Source organism: Mycobacterium venezuelense, assembly GCF_054919535.1.
Genome location: NZ_JBONDW010000014.1, coordinates 23311 through 38406, shown reverse-complemented (window position 1 = coordinate 38406; position 15096 = coordinate 23311). Strand labels below are relative to the sequence as shown.

Sequence of the window (15096 nt, the reverse complement as noted above, 5' to 3'; positions counted from 1 at the left end):
CATGCCGAACGTCGAAGTCACCATCGCCGAGGGCCGTTCGCCCGATCAGATCCGCGCCATGATGCACGAGGTGCACGAGGCCGTGCTGCGGACCGTCGACGCCCAACCCGAGCACATCCGCGTCATCGTCCGCGAAGTGCCCCGCACCCATTGGGCAACAGGCGATCTCACGATCGCCGAGATGAAGGAGCAATCATGAGATTTTCGTTGTTCGTCCACATGGAGCGCTGGGACGAGTCGGTGTCCCACCGCGAGCTCTTCGAGAATCTGACCGAGCTCTCCCTGATGGCCGAGGCCGGTGGGTTCAGCACGGTGTGGATCGGCGAGCACCACGCCATGGAGTACACGATCTCGCCGAGCCCCATGCCGCTGCTGGCCTATCTGGCCGGTCAGACCACGACGATCCGTCTCGGTGCGGGCACCATCATCGCGCCGTTCTGGAATCCGATCCGGGCCGCCGGTGAGTGTGCGCTGCTCGACGTGATCAGCAACGGCCGCATGGAGGTCGGGTTGGCGCGCGGTGCCTATCAGATCGAGTTCGACCGCATGATGCCAGGCCTGTCGGCAGCTGACGGCGGCAAGTACCTGCGCGAGCTGGTGCCGGCCGTGCGCAAGTTGTGGCAGGGCGATTACGCGCACGACGGCGACATCTGGCAGTTCCCGACATCGACGAGTGTGCCCAAGCCGGTGCAGCAGCCGATGCCGCCGATGTGGATCGCCGCGCGGGACCCCGATTCCCACGACTTCGCGGTGGCTCAGGGGTGCAACGTGATGGTCACCCCGCTCATGAAGGGCGACGAGGAGGTCGTCGATCTCAAACGCAAGTTCGACACCGCGGTCGAGAACCATCCCGAGGTGGCCCGTCCGCAGCTTATGGTGTTGCGCCATACCCACGTTCATGCCGCCGAGGATCCGGACGGCTGGCGCCCGGCCGCCGAGGCGATCTCGAAGTTCTACCGCACGTTCGACGCCTGGTTCGGCAACAAGACCACCCCGGTCAACGGGTTCCTGGAGCCCAGCCCGGAAGCCAAGTTCGCGCAGCGCCCCGAGTTCGAGCTCGAGTCACTGCACCGCACGGCGATGATCGGCACGCCCGAGGAGGTCATCGAACGTCTGCGGTTCTACCAAGAGCTCGGCGTCGACGAGTTCAGCTTCTGGTGCGACAACAGCCTGCCGCACGACGAAAAGCGGAAGTCCCTTGAGCTTTTCATCAAGGAAGTCGTCCCGGCGTTTCAGTGAGGAGCCAGCCATGGATGGGGTAAGAATTCACGCCGTCGATCTGCAGGACGCCCAGCGGCGTGCCGACAAGTTACGGGCCGACGCGCCAGACGTCCCGGTGCTGCTCGACATCGAGGTTCTCATCGACCGCGATATCCACGCCGCGTTCGCCGCACTCGACGGTGCGCCGTCCGGACATGCGCTGCGCTACATCGGAACTCCGCGGGGGCTGGCCGGCCTCATCGCCGACGTGCAGCGCCTCGGCATCGCCGACGGCGTGGTGCTCAAGCCGTTGGCGGGCAGCCCCGTCACCGACCTGATGCTGGAGGAACTGGCGCCTGGCCTGTGCGCCTGAGAAGCACGCTCAGGCCGCGAACGGATCCGTCGCCGCCGCAATGCGCGCGGCCGCGTCGGTCAGCACGGCTTCGCCGTGGCCGAAGCCCGCGATCTGCGCGCCGGTCGCGGCGATCCGAGCCAGTGACTCGGCGGCGGCCTGACGGTCGGTGTTGAAGACGCCGAGGATCACCTGCCCGTTGAACTCGGCGACGGTATCGCCCGTAAGAACCGCGTCGGCGGCGGGCAGGTACACCGCGATGCTGCCCGGCGTGTGGCCAGGCACGCCGATAACCCGTGTCCCGCCGGCGAAGTCGAGCACATCACCATCGCTGACCTCTCGGTCGACCCGGCACGCCGGGCCGTGCGGTGAGGCGTCGAGGTCCGGGCGGATCGTGCGCTCGCGGTCGGTGAGCACGGGCAGCGGGCCGGGTTCGTCGCCGCGAATATACGAGGCGTCGCCGGCCCCCGCGATCACCTCGATGTCAGCCCAGTCCGCGATCTCTGCGGCGGACCCGCAATGGTCCTCGTGGAAATGCGTGAGCACGATGCGCTTGACGTGCAGGCGGCGCATGCCCAGCGCGGCCAGCGCTTCGGCGATCAAGCCTGCGCTGCCGGGCCAGCCGGTGTCGATGAGCGTGACACCGTCCGGCTCGAGCCATAGGTAGCTGTTGAGCAGATGTGCCTGGCCGCCAGGGATGCGCAGCCGGTACAGCGAGGGCGTCAGCTGGAGGAGGTCGGCCATGCTCCCCGACGGTACTGATCTTGACCCGTCACGGTCGAGGTGTTTCGCTCTCGCCGAAATCCGGCGAGTGGCCACTTTGTGCACGCCTCACGCAGAAACCCGTGCAACAACTGGCCACTCGGCGGACATGAATCAAGCCATCGCGCGGCGCCCGGCCAGCGCGCGGCCAAGAGTCAGCTCGTCGGCGAACTCGAGGTCGCCGCCCATCGGCAGCCCGGACGCGATCCGGGTGACCGTCAGGCCGGGGATGTCGCGCAGCATCCGCACCAGGTAGGTCGCGGTCGCCTCGCCTTCGGTGTTGGGATCGGTCGCGATGATCACCTCGGCGACGTCGACGCCGTCGACGCGTTCGCCGATCCGGTTGAGCAGTTCCCGGATACGCAGCTGTTCGGGGCCGATGCCGGACAACGGGTCCAGCGCCCCGCCGAGCACGTGGTAGCGGCCGCGGAACTCGCGCGTGCGCTCGACGGCCTGCACGTCTTTGGGTTCCTCGACGACACACACCAGTGAGGCGTCGCGGCGCGGGTCACTGCAGATGCGGCAGCGTTCGTCGTCGGACACGTTGCCGCACACCGCGCAGAACGTGACACCGTCGCGGATGCGACCGAGCACGGCCGTCAGCCGGTCGATGTCGGGTGGCTCGACCGACAACAGGTGGAAGGCGATCCGCTGCGCGCTCTTGGGCCCGATGCCGGGCAGCTTGCCGAGCTCGTCGATCAGATCCTGGACGGGACCCTCAAACATTGCGGTACAACTCAGACCCCCGGGATACCGAAGCCGGAGAGCCCGCCGGCCAGCGGACCGAGCCGGCTCTGCGCGAGGATGGTCACCTGCTTGGAGGCATCGGCCAACGCGCCGACGATCAGATCCTGCAGGGTTTCGGGGTCGGCCGGGTCCATCACCTTGGGATCGATGCGGACGGCTACCACCTCGCCGCTTCCCTTGACGGTGACCTGTACCAGCCCACCGCCGGCCTGGCCGTGCACTTCTGAGTTGGCCAGCGCCTCCTGCGCCTCCATGAGTTGTTGCTGCACCTGCTGTGCCTGCGCGAGGAGTGCCGACATATCGGGCGTGCCTCCGGGTTGCATGACAGTCCCCTTCACGTATTCGTTGCGACCTGGTCTCGACTTGGTTGCTCTCGCCCGTCGGTGGCGGTTTGGCCTTTCAGCCTAGTCGGCGCGCGGGCTACGGTGGCGGCCGTGCGAGTCCCAGCCTGCCTGCGTGTCGGCGCCGCGGCGCTATCCAGTGTGCTCATCGCCGTGACCGCGCCCGCCCTCGTGAACAGTCCACTGGCGAATGCCGCCCCGAACGTCGCCGGGATGATCGTCTTCCTCGATCCCGGGCACAACGGCGCCAACGACGCCTCGATCAGCAGGCAGGTCCCGACAGGCCGCGGGGGCACCAAGAACTGCCAGGAGAGCGGCACCTCGACCGCAGACGGCTATCCGGAGCACACCTTCACCTGGGACACGACGCTGCGCGTGCGTGCCGCGCTGACCGCATTGGGTGTGCGGACCGCGATGTCGCGCGGTAACGACAACGCCCTCGGCCCGTGTGTCGACGAGCGCGCCGCGATGGCCAACTCACTGCGGCCGAATGCCGTCGTGTCCATCCACGCCGACGGCGGTCCGGCCAACGGCCGCGGTTTCCACGTGCTCTATTCGTCGCCGCCGCTCAACCAGGTGCAGGCCGGACCGTCCGTGCAGTTCGCCAAGGTCATGCGCGACCAGCTGTCGGCGTCCGGCATACCTCCGGCGACCTACATCGGCTCGGGCGGGCTCGATGCCCGCTCGGACATCGCCGGGCTCAACCTGGCTCAGTTTCCGTCCATCCTGGTCGAGTGCGGCAACATGAAGAACCCGGTCGACTCCGCGTTGATGAAGTCGCCGGAGGGCCGCCAGAAGTACGCCGACGCGATCGCCCGGGGCATCGTGGGTTACCTCGGCTCGCAGACCGCCGCCGCCCCGGCGCGTTAGGCGCGCTTACGCGCCCTCCGCCTCTTTCTTGAGGTTCGCCAGCACCTCGTCCTGGATCTTGCGCAGCCCGAGCGGTGCGAACGTCTTCTCGAAGAACCCCTTCACGCCGCCGGCTCCGGTCCAGCTGGTCTTCAGGTTGACCGTCGACCCGGTGCCTGCCGGTGCGACAGTCCAGTTCGACACGAGTGTCGAATTGGCGTCCTTCTCGATGACTGTGTGCCCGGCCACGTCCACGGTCGCCTTGACGTCGCGCACGCGGGACTTGGTGGCCTGCAACTTCCACGTGACGACGGTGCCTGCGCCCTGCCCGCCCTCGAGCACCTGATAGCCGCTGTAGTGCGCGGAGAGGATCTTCGGGCGCACGGTCTGGTAGTCGGCGATCGCTGCGAGCACCGCGGCCGGATCGGCGTTGATCAAAACGGTACTGACCGCGCTGACCTGTCCCATGGGTGAAAACTCCTTGTGCGAGAGAATGCTACGGGGTATCAACCCGGGCATATTTGGGTTACTGCGGTCGCATCGGGTGCAACCGCCGACTAGCGTATATGTGTGTCTGTTGCTTCGACTGACGCACAAGCTGTCCACGCTGCGGGGGTAGAGCGGCTTCTCGATAGCTACCGCGCCATACCGCCCACCGCGACAGTGCGCCTTGCCAAACCGACGTCCAATCTGTTCCGGAAGCGGGCCAAGAGCACCGCGAAAGGCCTCGACACCTCCGGTCTCACCGGGGTGATCGGTGTCGACGCGGCCGCTCAGACCGCGGACGTGGCCGGCATGTGCACTTACGAGGATCTCGTTGCGGCGACGCTCCCGTACGGGCTGGCCCCGCTGGTGGTGCCACAGCTCAAGACCATCACGCTGGGCGGCGCGGTCACCGGGCTCGGCATCGAGTCGACGTCGTTCCGTAACGGCCTACCGCACGAAAGTGTCCTGGAGATGGACATTCTGACGGGCGCAGGTGAAATCGTCACCGCATCGCCGCACCAGAATGCCGAGCTGTTCCGCGCATTCCCGAATTCGTACGGAACACTTGGCTATTCGACGAGACTGCGAATCGAGCTCGAACCGGTGACGCCGTTCGTCGCGTTGCGGCACTTGCGTTTTCACACACTGAAGGACCTGATCTCGACGATGGATCGCATCATCGAGACGGGCGGCCTCAACGGCGAGCGCGTCGACTACCTCGACGGCGTTGTCTTCAGCGCCGCTGAGAGTTACCTGTGTGTTGGCTTCAAAACGAAAACCGCCGGGCCCGTCAGCGATTACACGGGTCAGCAGATCTACTACCGGTCCATTCAGCATCCCGGCCGCAACGGTGCCGAGAAGCACGACCGCCTCACGATCCACGACTATCTCTGGCGGTGGGACACCGATTGGTTCTGGTGCTCGCGCGCGTTCGGCGCCCAAAACCCGCTGATTCGGCGGTTTTGGCCGCGGCGCTACCGGCGCAGCAGCTTCTACTGGAAGCTGATCGGCTACGACCAGCGGTTCAACATCGCCGACCGCATCGAGAAGCGGCACGGTCGCCCACCGCGGGAACGAGTCGTGCAGGACATCGAGGTGCCGATAGAGCACTGTGTGGCTTTTCTCGACTGGTTCCTGGAAAACGTGCCGATCGAACCCCTCTGGCTGTGCCCGCTGCGTTTGCGTGACCACGGCAACCAAGGTGCGGCCTGGCCGCTGTATCCGCTGCGTGCCCACCACACCTACGTCAACGTCGGCTTCTGGTCGTCGGTACCGGTCGGCCCCGATGAGGGCCACACGAACCGCCGCATCGAACGGAAGGTCGACGAACTCGAAGGGCATAAATCGCTGTATTCCGATGCTTTTTATTCCCGGGAGAAGTTCGACGATCTGTACGGCGGCGAGGCCTACAAGACCGTGAAGAAAATGTACGACCCCGATTCACGTCTCCTGGACCTGTATTCGAAGGCGGTGCAACGGCAATGACGACATTCAAAGAGAACGCGGCCCATACCTCTGACCGGAGGTTGAGCCTGGCCGAGATTCTGGAGATCTTCGCCGCGGGCCAGTTGCCGCTGAAATTCACCGCGTACGACGGCAGTTCGGCCGGTCCCGACGATGCGACGCTGGGCCTTGACCTGAAAAGCCCGCGTGGCACCACCTATCTGGCCACCGCGCCAGGCGATCTCGGGCTGGCGCGGGCTTATATCTCCGGCGATCTCGAAACTCACGGTGTGCACCCGGGCGACCCGTATCCCCTGTTGTGTGCGCTGGCCGACAAGATGAACTTCAAGCGTCCGCCCGCTCGGGTGTTGGCCAACATCGTGCGGTCCATCGGGATCGAGCATCTTGTGCCGATCGCCCCGCCGCCACAGGAAGCGCTGCCGCGGTGGCGTCGGGTTGTGGAAGGTCTGCGGCACAGCAAGACCCGCGATGCCGAGGCCATCCACCATCACTACGACGTGTCCAACACCTTTTACGAGTGGGTGCTGGGGCCGTCGATGACCTACACATGCGCGTGCTATCCCACCGCCGACGCCACGCTAGAAGAGGCCCAGGACAACAAGTACCGGCTCGTGTTCGAGAAACTGCGCCTGCAGCCCGGCGACCGCCTGCTCGACGTGGGCTGCGGCTGGGGTGGCATGGTGCGCTATGCGGCCCGGCACGGTGTCAAGGCGCTTGGTGTCACGTTGTCGCGCGAGCAGGCGACCTGGGCCCAGAAGGCCATCGCCGAGGAGGGCCTGGGAGACCTGGCCGAAGTGCGCCACGGCGACTACCGGGACATCGTCGAAACCGGCTTCGACGCGGTGTCGTCGATCGGGCTGACCGAGCACATCGGCGTCCACAATTACCCGTCCTACTTCGGCTTCTTGAAGTCGCGGATGCGCACCGGTGCCCTGCTGCTCAATCACTGCATCACGCGCCACGACAACAGAACGACAGCGGTTGCCGGCGGTTTCATAGACCGCTACGTGTTCCCCGACGGCGAGCTCACCGGCTCCGGACGCATCATCACCGAAGTGCAGGACATCGGCCTCGAGGTGCTGCATGAGGAGAACCTGCGCCACCACTACGCGATGACGCTGCGCGATTGGTGTGCCAACCTCGTCGAGCATTGGGACGAGGCGGTCGCCGAGGTCGGCTTGCCCACCGCCAAGGTGTGGGGTCTGTACATGGCCGGCTCCCGGCTGGGTTTCGAGACGAATGTGGTTCAGCTGCACCAGGTTCTGGCGGTCAAGCTCGACGAACACGGCCACGACGGCGGCCTGCCGCTGCGGCCGTGGTGGACGCCGTAGAGCGAGTCAGATCAGCCTGACCGCACCGCGAATGGTGCGCAGCACCGTATCCAATTCGGCCAGCGGCGGATTGGCGAGCGCGATGCGCAGCGCGTTCGGCGGGTTGGCGGCCACCGCGAACGCATCCGCGGTGGAGACCAGAATGCCGCGGTCGGCCAGCCGATGGGCGACGATGTCGGCCCTGATGTCGCCGGGCAGCGTCAGCCAGCCCCAGTAGGCGCTCGGATGCGCGTGATAGCCGAGGTCGCTCAGCTCACGCGTCGCGATCACCTGACGCAGGCGAGCGTCATCGCGACGCTGCGCCTGCAGGCGTTCGACGGTGCCGTCGGCGAGTAGTCGGGTCGCCAGCGCGGTGACGATGCTCGACGTTCCCCAATGTGATGCCCGCAGAACGCGATTCACCGCATTGCGCTGTCCGGGTGGGACCACGACGTAGCCGAAGCGCAACCCGGTGGCCAGATTCTTCGACAGGCTGCCCACATGGAAGGTGCGTTCGGGGGCGAGCGCGTGCAGTGGCGGGGCGGCGCCCGGCTCCAGGAACGCGTACGTCGCATCCTCGATCAGCAGGCAGTCGTGGCGCCGCGCGATGTCGACGATCCGGGTCCGGGCCGCCAGGTCCAGCACGAAGCCGAGCGGGTTGTGCAGCGTCGGCACCAGGTAGATGGCGGCGACCGCGCGTGACCTGCACACCGCGTCGAGGGCGTCGGTGTCGGTGCCCACCGGCGTCCCGCCGACCGGCACCAAATCGACGCGGCGGGTATCGGCGATGAGCTTCATACCCGGATAGGTGAGCGCATCGACCGCGACCGCCTGCCCGGCCGGTACGACGCCGGCGATGACGGCATCGAGGGCGTGCTGCGCTCCCGACGTGACGAGTACGTCGTCTCCGCCGACGTCGAGTCCCGCGGTCCGCAGATACTCGGCGACGGTTGCGCGATCGGCACCGCGGCCGCCCGGCGGATGCTGGGTGAGCAACGACGTGAGATCGCCCTCGGCGGCCAGCTCGCGCATGGCCTGCCGGAGCTGGTCGTCCTGGCCTGGTGCAAGCGGCTGGTTGAAGGACAGGTCGGCAAGCCGCGCCCCGGCCGGCAGCCGACGTGAGTCCAGTCCGCCGAAGCCGCTGAGGTCCCGCGCGAAGGTGCCGCGGCCCCGCTCACCCACCACGAGGCCCGTCACCGCGAGCTCGCGGTAGACCTTGGTCGCGGTGGCGAGCGCAATCCCATACCTGGCGGCGAGTTCACGATGCGTCGGCAGCCGGGTGCCCGCGGGGATGGTCCCGTCGCGAATCGCCGACGCGATCTCCTCGGCGATGAGTCGATACCGCTCGGGCCGCACTGCCACCCCTATCTCTAGGACAATTTCTTGATTGCATCATTTTGCTGTCCCTACAGTCCACCCCGTGACCACGACCGATACGACGCTGCCCGTGCTGGACTACCTGCAACGCCTCATCGCCGGGACGCTGCAGCCCGACGAACGCACGCACGTGCGTTATCCGACCGCCATCTCCGAATTCCTCGCCTTCACGATCGCCGATGTGGGACCTGGCACCGCGTCCATACGCGTTGAGACGGATCCCGCCCGGCACGGCAATCAGCAGGGCACGGTCCACGGCGGGTTTCTCGTCGAGTTGGCCGATGCCGCGATCGGCACCGCGCACTCCACGCTCATGCAGCCCGGTGAGTCGTTCACGAGCATCGACATCAGGGCGACATTCCTGCGGCCGGTGTGGGCCGACGTCCTCGTCGCCACCGCGCGGCCCGCTCACTCCGGCCGGACCATCACTCACTACACGTGTGACATCGTCCGCAGCGACGGCAAGACGGCCGCGAGCGTCACCAGCACCGTGATGACCCTGCGCGGTGCGCAGGCCGCCGGGCGCTGAACCACAACTGTCACATCAGTACCGCCGAGGCGTCATATAGGTGACTTGGGAACGCGATATCACAGGCGATATCACGTTTCGCAACCCACTACGTGTCACGTCCCAGGTGCCGAAGTGACAGATGTGACTGTCAACTCTCGATCTTTCGCGCCCCGAGCTCGTTCTGCAGCAGCTCGAGCGCAACCTCTTCCGGGTCCCGACGCGGCCCGGCCTCACTCTGCCCGGCCTCGGCCAGCATCTCTTCCTCGTCATCCAGCGGCGGCTCGGCATCCGGCACCGGCTCAGGCTCGGGGATGGAACGGCCCGGCCGACTGGGGATGCGTGGCGGCGGCTTGCTCGCCCGCGGCGGCGGGGCCGCGGCGGCCTCCGCGGTGCCAACCTCACACCGGATCTGCCAGTCGACGCCGAGCGCATCCTTCAGCGCGTCGCGGATCACGTCGGCGTTGCGCGACTCGGTGAGCCGCTTCGCCAGCGGTGGTGATTCATGCGACAGCACAAGGGTTTTGCCCTCGACTGCCCGCACGATCGCCCCCGACAACATGACCTCGGTGGTGCGGCTGCGTTCGCGGACCTTCTCGCGCACCGTCGTCCACATCGAACGCACCGCGGCGGCGTTGGGCTCGCCGCCGGGGGTGGCCGACGCCTGCACCGGCTCGGGAGCCGGCTGCGGTTCGGGCTCTGGCGTCGGTTCGGGCTCTGGCGTCGGTTCCGGCTCTGGCGGCGGCGTCGGCTCCGGTGCGGGCACGGGCTTCGGTGCGGGCGCTGACACCGGTTCGGGCGAAGGCGCGGGCGGCGGCGTGGGCTCCGGAGCGGGTTCGGGGGCCGGTGTGGGTTCGGAGGCCTGCGCCTGGCTGCGTCGCGTGTAGGTCTTGACCGGCTCGGCGGGTGGCGCGACGGCATGCGCTTCGCCGGCCGGGATCGACATGTCGAGGCGGGTCTCGATGCGTTCGACGCGCTGCAGCAGAGCCAATTCGGTGTCGCTTGCCGACGGGAGCAGCAGCCGCGCACACACCACTTCGAGCAGCAGCCTCGGCGCGGTCGCCCCGCGCATCTCGCCCAGCCCGGCGTGGACCACCTCGGCGTACCGGGTAAGCGTGGCCGAACCCAGCCGCGCCGCCTGATCGCGCATGCGGTCCAGCACGTCGGCCGGGGCGTCGACCACCCCGCGCGCCGCGGCGTCGGGCACGGCCTGCAGCACGATCAGGTCGCGGAACCGCTCGAGCAGGTCGGTCGCGAAGCGCCGCGGGTCATGACCGGCGTCGATCACCGCTTCGACGGCGCCGAACAGCGCGGCGGCATCGCCCGCGGCCAGTGCTTCCACGGCGTCGTCGATGAGCGCCATGTCGGTCGCGCCCAGCAGCGCGAGTGCTCGTTGGTACGTGATGTGGTTGCCGGTCGCACCCCGCTCGGAGCCGGCCAGCAGCTGATCGAGCACCGAGAGCGTGTCACGCGGCGACCCGCCGCCGGCCCGGATGACCAGTGGATAGACCGCGTCGTCCACCTCGACGTTCTCGTCGGCGCAGATGCGCTCAAGCAGCGGCCGCATGGTGCGGGGCGCCAGCAGCCGGAACGGATAGTGGTGCGTGCGGGACCGGATGGTCGGCAGCACCTTCTCGGGTTCGGTGGTGGCGAACACGAAGATCAGGTGCTCGGGCGGTTCCTCGACGATCTTGAGCAGCGCGTTGAAGCCTGCCGTCGTGACCATGTGGGCCTCGTCGACGATGAAGATGCGGTAGCGCGACTGCGCGGGCGCGTAGAACGCACGGTCGCGCAATTCGCGGGTGTCGTCGACGCCGCCGTGGCTGGCCGCGTCGAGTTCGACGACATCGACGTTGCCCGGGCCGTTCGGGGCGAGCGCGACGCACGAATCGCACACCCCGCACGGCGTCGGCGTCGGCCCCTGCTCGCAGTTCAGCGAGCGGGCCAGGATGCGCGCGGACGATGTCTTACCGCAGCCGCGCGGCCCGGAGAACAGGTAGGCGTGGTTGATCCGGCCCGCGGTGAGCGCGACCGAAAGCGGCTCGGTGACATGCTCCTGCCCAACCACTTCCGCGAAGGTTGCCGGGCGATACTTGCGGTAGAGAGCCACGGGAGAAGGCTACCGACCGATCCCGACTAGTCGGATCCCAGCAGGTGCTCGGTCGCCGCGAGCAGTGCACACGTCGCCAGACCGTCGATCGCCTCGCGCACGTCGGGCAGCGACGGGAACGTCGGGGCGATGCGGATGTTCTTGTCCTCCGGGTCTTTCCGGTAGGGGAACGCCGAGCCGGCCTCGGTCACCGCGATGCCTGCGTCCTTGGCCAGGGCGACCGTGCGCTTGGCCGTGCCCGGCCAGACATCGAGGCTCACGAAGTAGCCGCCCTTGGGGTCGGTCCACGACGCGATCTTCGACTCCCCGAGCCGGTCCTCGAGGATCTCGGCGACAAGCGCGAACTTCGGCGCGATCAACTCGCGGTGCCGCTGCATCTGCAGGCGCACACCGTCGGCATCGCCGAAGAACCTCAGGTGCCTGAGCTGGTTGACCTTGTCCGGCCCGATCGACTTCTTGCCCGCGTGCTGCAGGTACCAGGCGATGTTGCCCAGCGAGCCGCCCAAAAAGCTCACACCGGCACCGGCGAAGGTGATCTTCGACGTCGAGGCGAACACGAGCGGCCGGTTCGGGTTGCCCGCGGCTTCGGCAAGCCCCAGCACGTCGACCTGGCGGACGAAATCGTGCGTCAACGTGTGAACGGCGTAGGCGTTGTCCCACATCAACCGGAAATCGTTTGCGGCAGTGCGCATCTGGACCAAGCGCCGGACGGTCTCCCAGGAGAACGTGACCCCGGTCGGGTTCGAGTACACGGGCACGCACCACATGCCTTTGATCGCCGGGTCGGCAGCGACGAGCTCCTCGATGAGGTCGACGTCGGGGCCGTCTTCACGCATCGGCACCGGGATCATCTCGATCCCGAACGACTCGGTGATCGCGAAGTGGCGGTCGTAGCCGGGTGCGGGGCACAGGAACTTGACGACGGGCTCTTTGCTCCACGGACGCGCCGAGTCCACCCCGCCGTGCAGCAGCGAGTACACCACCACGTCGTGCATCATCTCGAGGCTCGAGTTGTTGCCTGCGATCAGGTTCTGCACCGGGATGCCGAGCAGCTCGCTGAAGATCTCCCGCAGCTCGGGCAGGCCGTGCAGCCCGCCGTAGTTGCGTGTATCGGTGCCGTCACGGTCGCGGAAGTCTTCGCCGGGCAGGCCGAGCAGCGCATTGGACAGGTCGAGCTGCGCGGGCGCCGGCTTGCCACGGGTCAAATCCAGACCGAGCTTCTTCGCCTGAAGCTCGGCATAGTTGCGTTGCTGGAGCTCGTGCTGCGCGAGCAGATCGTCGCGGCCGAGGGACTGGAACGACACCGCGCGCCTTTCACCTGTTCGGATCCCCGGAGATCACCGGGCAAAAATAGGGGACCCCGCGCACCCGCCAGAGCCCATTGACCCTTGCTGCCTTCCGGCCCTGGGGGAGTTCACAGGATGGACGCCGCGCGGGGTCCATGGGTGAGTGTAGTACCTGCCCTCCCCCCGACTGGACGGGAGCGGTCCCGGCTTCGGTTACCATTGCCGACGGAGGATTCGCCTAGTGGCCTATGGCGCTCGCCTGGAACGCGGGTTGGGTTAATAGCCCTCAGGGGTTCAAATCCCCTATCCTCCGCACTCGGGTCCGGGGTGCGACCTGCTGATAACCAGCCCGGTCGCACCCCGGCCCATAAATACCCGAGGAGGAGTATGGGCCGCACCGTCGCGGTGATCTGGCACGCGTCGTTCTCAATCGTCGCTGCAGGCCTCTACTTCTTCTTCGTCCTCCCGCGGTGGCCAGAGCTGATGGGCCAGACCTCGCCGACGCTCGGGCTGGTGCTGCGCATCGTCACCGGCGTGTTGATCGGTCTGGCCGCGCTTCCCGTCGTGTTCACGCTGCAGCGCACCCAGCGCCCCGAGTTCGGCACTCCCGAGTTGGCCCTGCGGTTGCGGTCGTGGTCGATCGCGCTCCACGTGCTGGCCGGCCTGCTGATCGTCGGCACCGCGATCTCCGAGATCTGGTTGTCGCTCGACGGCGCCGGGCAGTGGTTGTTCGGTATCTACGGCGCGGCCGCGGCCATCGCGCTGCTCGGTGTATTCGGCTTCTATCTGGCGTTCGTCGCCGAGTTGCCCCCGCCGCCGCCGAAACCGCTCAAGGTTCGCGACGCGGGCAAGCGTCGCGGTCGCGGTCAGGCCGACGAAAAGGCCGAGGAGAATGCCGAAGAAGAGCCGGCCGGCGAATCCGACAAAGACGAGGCCGAGAAGTCCGAAGCCGATGAGGTCGAGGACACCACCGACGCGGACGGATCCGAGGCCGAGGAAAAGCCTGCCGAGGTGACGGCCGAAGAGGGCGACTCCCCCGCCGAGACGACCGCTGAGACGGCCGACACCACGGCTGAGGACGATGGGGCTGCTGAGTCCGAAGCGTCCGATGAGGACAAGAACTCGAACGGCAAACTGCGTAATCGCCGGCCGTCGAACAAGGGCGGTAATTCCAGGTTGCGGTGGCGTTCCCGCGGCGGCGTCGCGGTCGAGGACTGACCTGCGCGTCGACAGCGGGCGAACTCACCGCCAAGATGGGTTCATGGGCAAACTGCGCTCGCGACCCGTCACGTCAGTACTTCTGGCGGCATTCGCCACCGCCGCGGCGCTGGTCATCCCGTCTGCGCCGGCCGCAGCCGCCCCGGCTGATCCGGTCGCAGCCGCGGCCCAGGTCGAGCCTGCGGTAGCACGGATCGACACCGTCGTCGACTACCAGCAGGCGTACGGCATCGGCACGGGCATCGTGCTTTCCCCGGGTGGTGAGGTGCTCACCAACTACCACGTCGTCCAGGGTGCGAACTCGATCAACGCCACGGTCGCCGGTCAGTCTTTCGCGGCCGATCTGGTGGGCTATGACCGGCGCAACGACATCGCGGTGCTGCAGCTGCGCGGGGCTGCCGGGCTGCCCGTCGCACAGATCGGCGATTCCCGCGCACTGGCCGAGGGGGCGCCGGTCGTCGCGCTCGGCAACGCCAACGGCACCGGCGCGCCGCTCACCCGTGAGGTCGGCACCGTCACGGCCTTCGGCCGCACGGTCAATGCCGAGGACGAGCTGACCGGCAGCACCGACGAACTCAACGGACTGTTCGAATTCGCCGCGCCGGTCCGCGCCGGCGACTCGGGCGGCCCGGTGGTCAACGGCGCCGGGCAGGTGGTCGGCATGACGACGGCCGCGTCGGTGAACTTCCGGATGGGGCCCGGCGGCAAGGGGTTCGCGATCCCGATCAACGACGCCATGGCTGTCGCGGGCCAGATCCGCTCCCGCACGCCGTCCGATCTCGTGCACATCGGACCGCCGACGATGCTCGGCGTCGGGGTCCGCACCGCGCAGCGACAGAACGCCGGCGTGATCATCCAGGACGTGCTGCGCGGCGGCCCGGCCGAGGCCGCGGGCCTGATGCCCGGCGACATCCTGACAGTGATCGACGGCACATCGCTGGACTCGGCGCGCACGCTGACGCTGGTGCTGGACCGGCGCTACCCGGGTGACGTCATCGACCTCACGTGGCTGGACCGCTCCGGCCAGGAACGCACCGGCAAGGCCACGCTGGCCGCCGGGCCGTAGCCACTCACTTAGGCTCGGTC

Annotated in this window: 16 protein-coding genes, 1 tRNA gene and 1 other RNA gene; 10 read left to right on the top strand and 8 right to left on the bottom strand. The window is 67.6% G+C overall.

The features are described from left to right. The first annotated feature begins 1 nt into the window (after position 1). Genes ACRCUN_RS22000 through ACRCUN_RS21990 form a run of 3 tightly spaced genes read left to right on the top strand, consistent with a single transcriptional unit; the run spans position 2 to position 1573 of the window. Positions 2-199: a tautomerase family protein gene (locus ACRCUN_RS22000; RefSeq protein ID WP_462143749.1), complete on the top strand. Its 198-nt coding sequence runs from the start codon at positions 2-4 to the stop codon at positions 197-199. Then, on the top strand, positions 196-1239 hold the full coding sequence (locus tag ACRCUN_RS21995) for an LLM class flavin-dependent oxidoreductase (RefSeq protein ID WP_462143748.1): 1044 nt from the start codon (positions 196-198) through the stop codon (positions 1237-1239). Before ACRCUN_RS22000 ends, ACRCUN_RS21995 begins: the two co-directional genes overlap by 4 nt. 10 nt (positions 1240-1249) lie before the next feature. Beyond that, the gene (locus tag ACRCUN_RS21990) at positions 1250-1573 is read left to right on the top strand and encodes a hypothetical protein (RefSeq protein WP_462143747.1); all 324 of its coding nucleotides are present in this window, start codon (positions 1250-1252) and stop codon (positions 1571-1573) included. Positions 1574-1582: 9 nt separating this feature from the next. Here the strand turns inward: ACRCUN_RS21990 and ACRCUN_RS21985 are convergent, their stop codons facing one another. The 3 genes from ACRCUN_RS21985 to ACRCUN_RS21975 all read right to left on the bottom strand — a co-directional run bounded on the left by ACRCUN_RS21985 (position 1583) and on the right by ACRCUN_RS21975 (position 3384). Continuing rightward, the gene (locus ACRCUN_RS21985) at positions 1583-2296 is read right to left on the bottom strand and encodes an MBL fold metallo-hydrolase (RefSeq protein ID WP_462143746.1); all 714 of its coding nucleotides are present in this window, start codon (positions 2294-2296) and stop codon (positions 1583-1585) included. 132 nt (positions 2297-2428) lie between these two features. Next, positions 2429-3040: a recombination mediator RecR gene (gene recR / locus ACRCUN_RS21980; RefSeq protein WP_067851691.1), complete on the bottom strand. Its 612-nt coding sequence runs from the start codon at positions 3038-3040 to the stop codon at positions 2429-2431. Positions 3041-3051: 11 nt separating this feature from the next. Next, positions 3052-3384: a YbaB/EbfC family nucleoid-associated protein gene (locus ACRCUN_RS21975; protein ID WP_462143745.1), complete on the bottom strand. Its 333-nt coding sequence runs from the start codon at positions 3382-3384 to the stop codon at positions 3052-3054. Positions 3385-3486: 102 nt separating this feature from the next. On the opposite strand from ACRCUN_RS21975, the gene ACRCUN_RS21970 reads away from it, so the two are divergent. After that, positions 3487-4272 (top strand): Rv3717 family N-acetylmuramoyl-L-alanine amidase, encoded by a 786-nt coding sequence (locus ACRCUN_RS21970; RefSeq protein ID WP_462143744.1) that lies wholly within the window; start codon positions 3487-3489, stop codon positions 4270-4272. Positions 4273-4278: 6 nt separating this feature from the next. Here ACRCUN_RS21970 and ACRCUN_RS21965 read toward each other — a convergent pair whose 3' ends face one another. Then, positions 4279-4719: an SRPBCC family protein gene (locus tag ACRCUN_RS21965; RefSeq protein ID WP_462143743.1), complete on the bottom strand. Its 441-nt coding sequence runs from the start codon at positions 4717-4719 to the stop codon at positions 4279-4281. 102 nt (positions 4720-4821) lie between these two features. On the opposite strand from ACRCUN_RS21965, the gene ACRCUN_RS21960 reads away from it, so the two are divergent. Further along, entirely contained in the window at positions 4822-6222 is a 1401-nt protein-coding gene (locus ACRCUN_RS21960; RefSeq protein ID WP_462143742.1) for an FAD-binding oxidoreductase, read from the top strand. Beyond that, entirely contained in the window at positions 6219-7532 is a 1314-nt protein-coding gene (locus ACRCUN_RS21955) for a class I SAM-dependent methyltransferase (RefSeq protein ID WP_462143741.1), read from the top strand. The genes ACRCUN_RS21960 and ACRCUN_RS21955 overlap by 4 nt, the downstream gene beginning before the upstream one ends. 6 nt (positions 7533-7538) lie before the next feature. Here the strand turns inward: ACRCUN_RS21955 and ACRCUN_RS21950 are convergent, their stop codons facing one another. After that, positions 7539-8867, bottom strand: coding sequence for an aminotransferase-like domain-containing protein (locus ACRCUN_RS21950; RefSeq protein WP_462143740.1), 1329 nt, complete (start codon positions 8865-8867; stop codon positions 7539-7541). Between the two features lie 151 nt (positions 8868-9018). Between ACRCUN_RS21950 and ACRCUN_RS21945 the strand changes: the two genes are divergently transcribed. After that, positions 9019-9417: a PaaI family thioesterase gene (locus ACRCUN_RS21945; protein WP_462143896.1), complete on the top strand. Its 399-nt coding sequence runs from the start codon at positions 9019-9021 to the stop codon at positions 9415-9417. Positions 9418-9547: 130 nt separating this feature from the next. Here the strand turns inward: ACRCUN_RS21945 and ACRCUN_RS21940 are convergent, their stop codons facing one another. From ACRCUN_RS21940 to ffs, 3 genes are all read right to left on the bottom strand, one after another. Continuing rightward, positions 9548-11506 carry a DNA polymerase III subunits gamma/tau gene (locus tag ACRCUN_RS21940; protein ID WP_462143739.1) on the bottom strand — a complete coding sequence of 653 codons (1959 nt, stop codon included), beginning with the start codon at positions 11504-11506 and terminating at the stop codon, positions 9548-9550. Between the two features lie 26 nt (positions 11507-11532). Next, positions 11533-12810, bottom strand: a complete 1278-nt coding sequence (locus ACRCUN_RS21935) for an aspartate aminotransferase type Ic (protein ID WP_462143738.1) — start codon at positions 12808-12810, stop codon at positions 11533-11535. Positions 12811-12855: 45 nt separating this feature from the next. Beyond that, an RNA gene (gene ffs / locus ACRCUN_RS21930) (signal recognition particle sRNA small type) lies at positions 12856-12950 on the bottom strand. Positions 12951-13019: 69 nt separating this feature from the next. Here ffs and ACRCUN_RS21925 point away from each other — a divergent pair. The 3 genes from ACRCUN_RS21925 to ACRCUN_RS21915 all read left to right on the top strand — a co-directional run bounded on the left by ACRCUN_RS21925 (position 13020) and on the right by ACRCUN_RS21915 (position 15076). Next, positions 13020-13105, top strand: a tRNA-Ser gene (locus ACRCUN_RS21925). A gap of 74 nt (positions 13106-13179) precedes the next feature. Next, entirely contained in the window at positions 13180-14010 is an 831-nt protein-coding gene (locus ACRCUN_RS21920) for a lipid uptake coordinator LucA (RefSeq protein WP_462143737.1), read from the top strand. A 43-nt stretch (positions 14011-14053) separates the two neighbouring features. After that, positions 14054-15076: a S1C family serine protease gene (locus ACRCUN_RS21915; protein ID WP_462143736.1), complete on the top strand. Its 1023-nt coding sequence runs from the start codon at positions 14054-14056 to the stop codon at positions 15074-15076. Positions 15077-15096 lie beyond the last annotated feature (20 nt).

Bases quoted from the DNA above. Each gene is read 5' to 3' on its own strand.
- ACRCUN_RS21955 (WP_462143741.1), top strand. From the start codon at position 6,219: ATGACGACATTCAAAGAGAACGCGGCCCATACCTCTGACCGGAGGTTG.
- recR (WP_067851691.1), bottom strand. From the start codon at position 3,040: ATGTTTGAGGGTCCCGTCCAGGATCTGATCGACGAGCTCGGCAAGCTG.
- ACRCUN_RS21975 (WP_462143745.1), bottom strand. From the start codon at position 3,384: ATGCAACCCGGAGGCACGCCCGATATGTCGGCACTCCTCGCGCAGGCA.
- ACRCUN_RS21965 (WP_462143743.1), bottom strand. From the start codon at position 4,719: ATGGGACAGGTCAGCGCGGTCAGTACCGTTTTGATCAACGCCGATCCG.
- ACRCUN_RS21990 (WP_462143747.1), top strand. From the start codon at position 1,250: ATGGATGGGGTAAGAATTCACGCCGTCGATCTGCAGGACGCCCAGCGG.
- ACRCUN_RS21985 (WP_462143746.1), bottom strand. From the start codon at position 2,296: ATGGCCGACCTCCTCCAGCTGACGCCCTCGCTGTACCGGCTGCGCATC.
- ACRCUN_RS21995 (WP_462143748.1), top strand. From the start codon at position 196: ATGAGATTTTCGTTGTTCGTCCACATGGAGCGCTGGGACGAGTCGGTG.
- ACRCUN_RS21920 (WP_462143737.1), top strand. From the start codon at position 13,180: ATGGGCCGCACCGTCGCGGTGATCTGGCACGCGTCGTTCTCAATCGTC.
- ACRCUN_RS22000 (WP_462143749.1), top strand. From the start codon at position 2: ATGCCGAACGTCGAAGTCACCATCGCCGAGGGCCGTTCGCCCGATCAG.
- ACRCUN_RS21915 (WP_462143736.1), top strand. From the start codon at position 14,054: ATGGGCAAACTGCGCTCGCGACCCGTCACGTCAGTACTTCTGGCGGCA.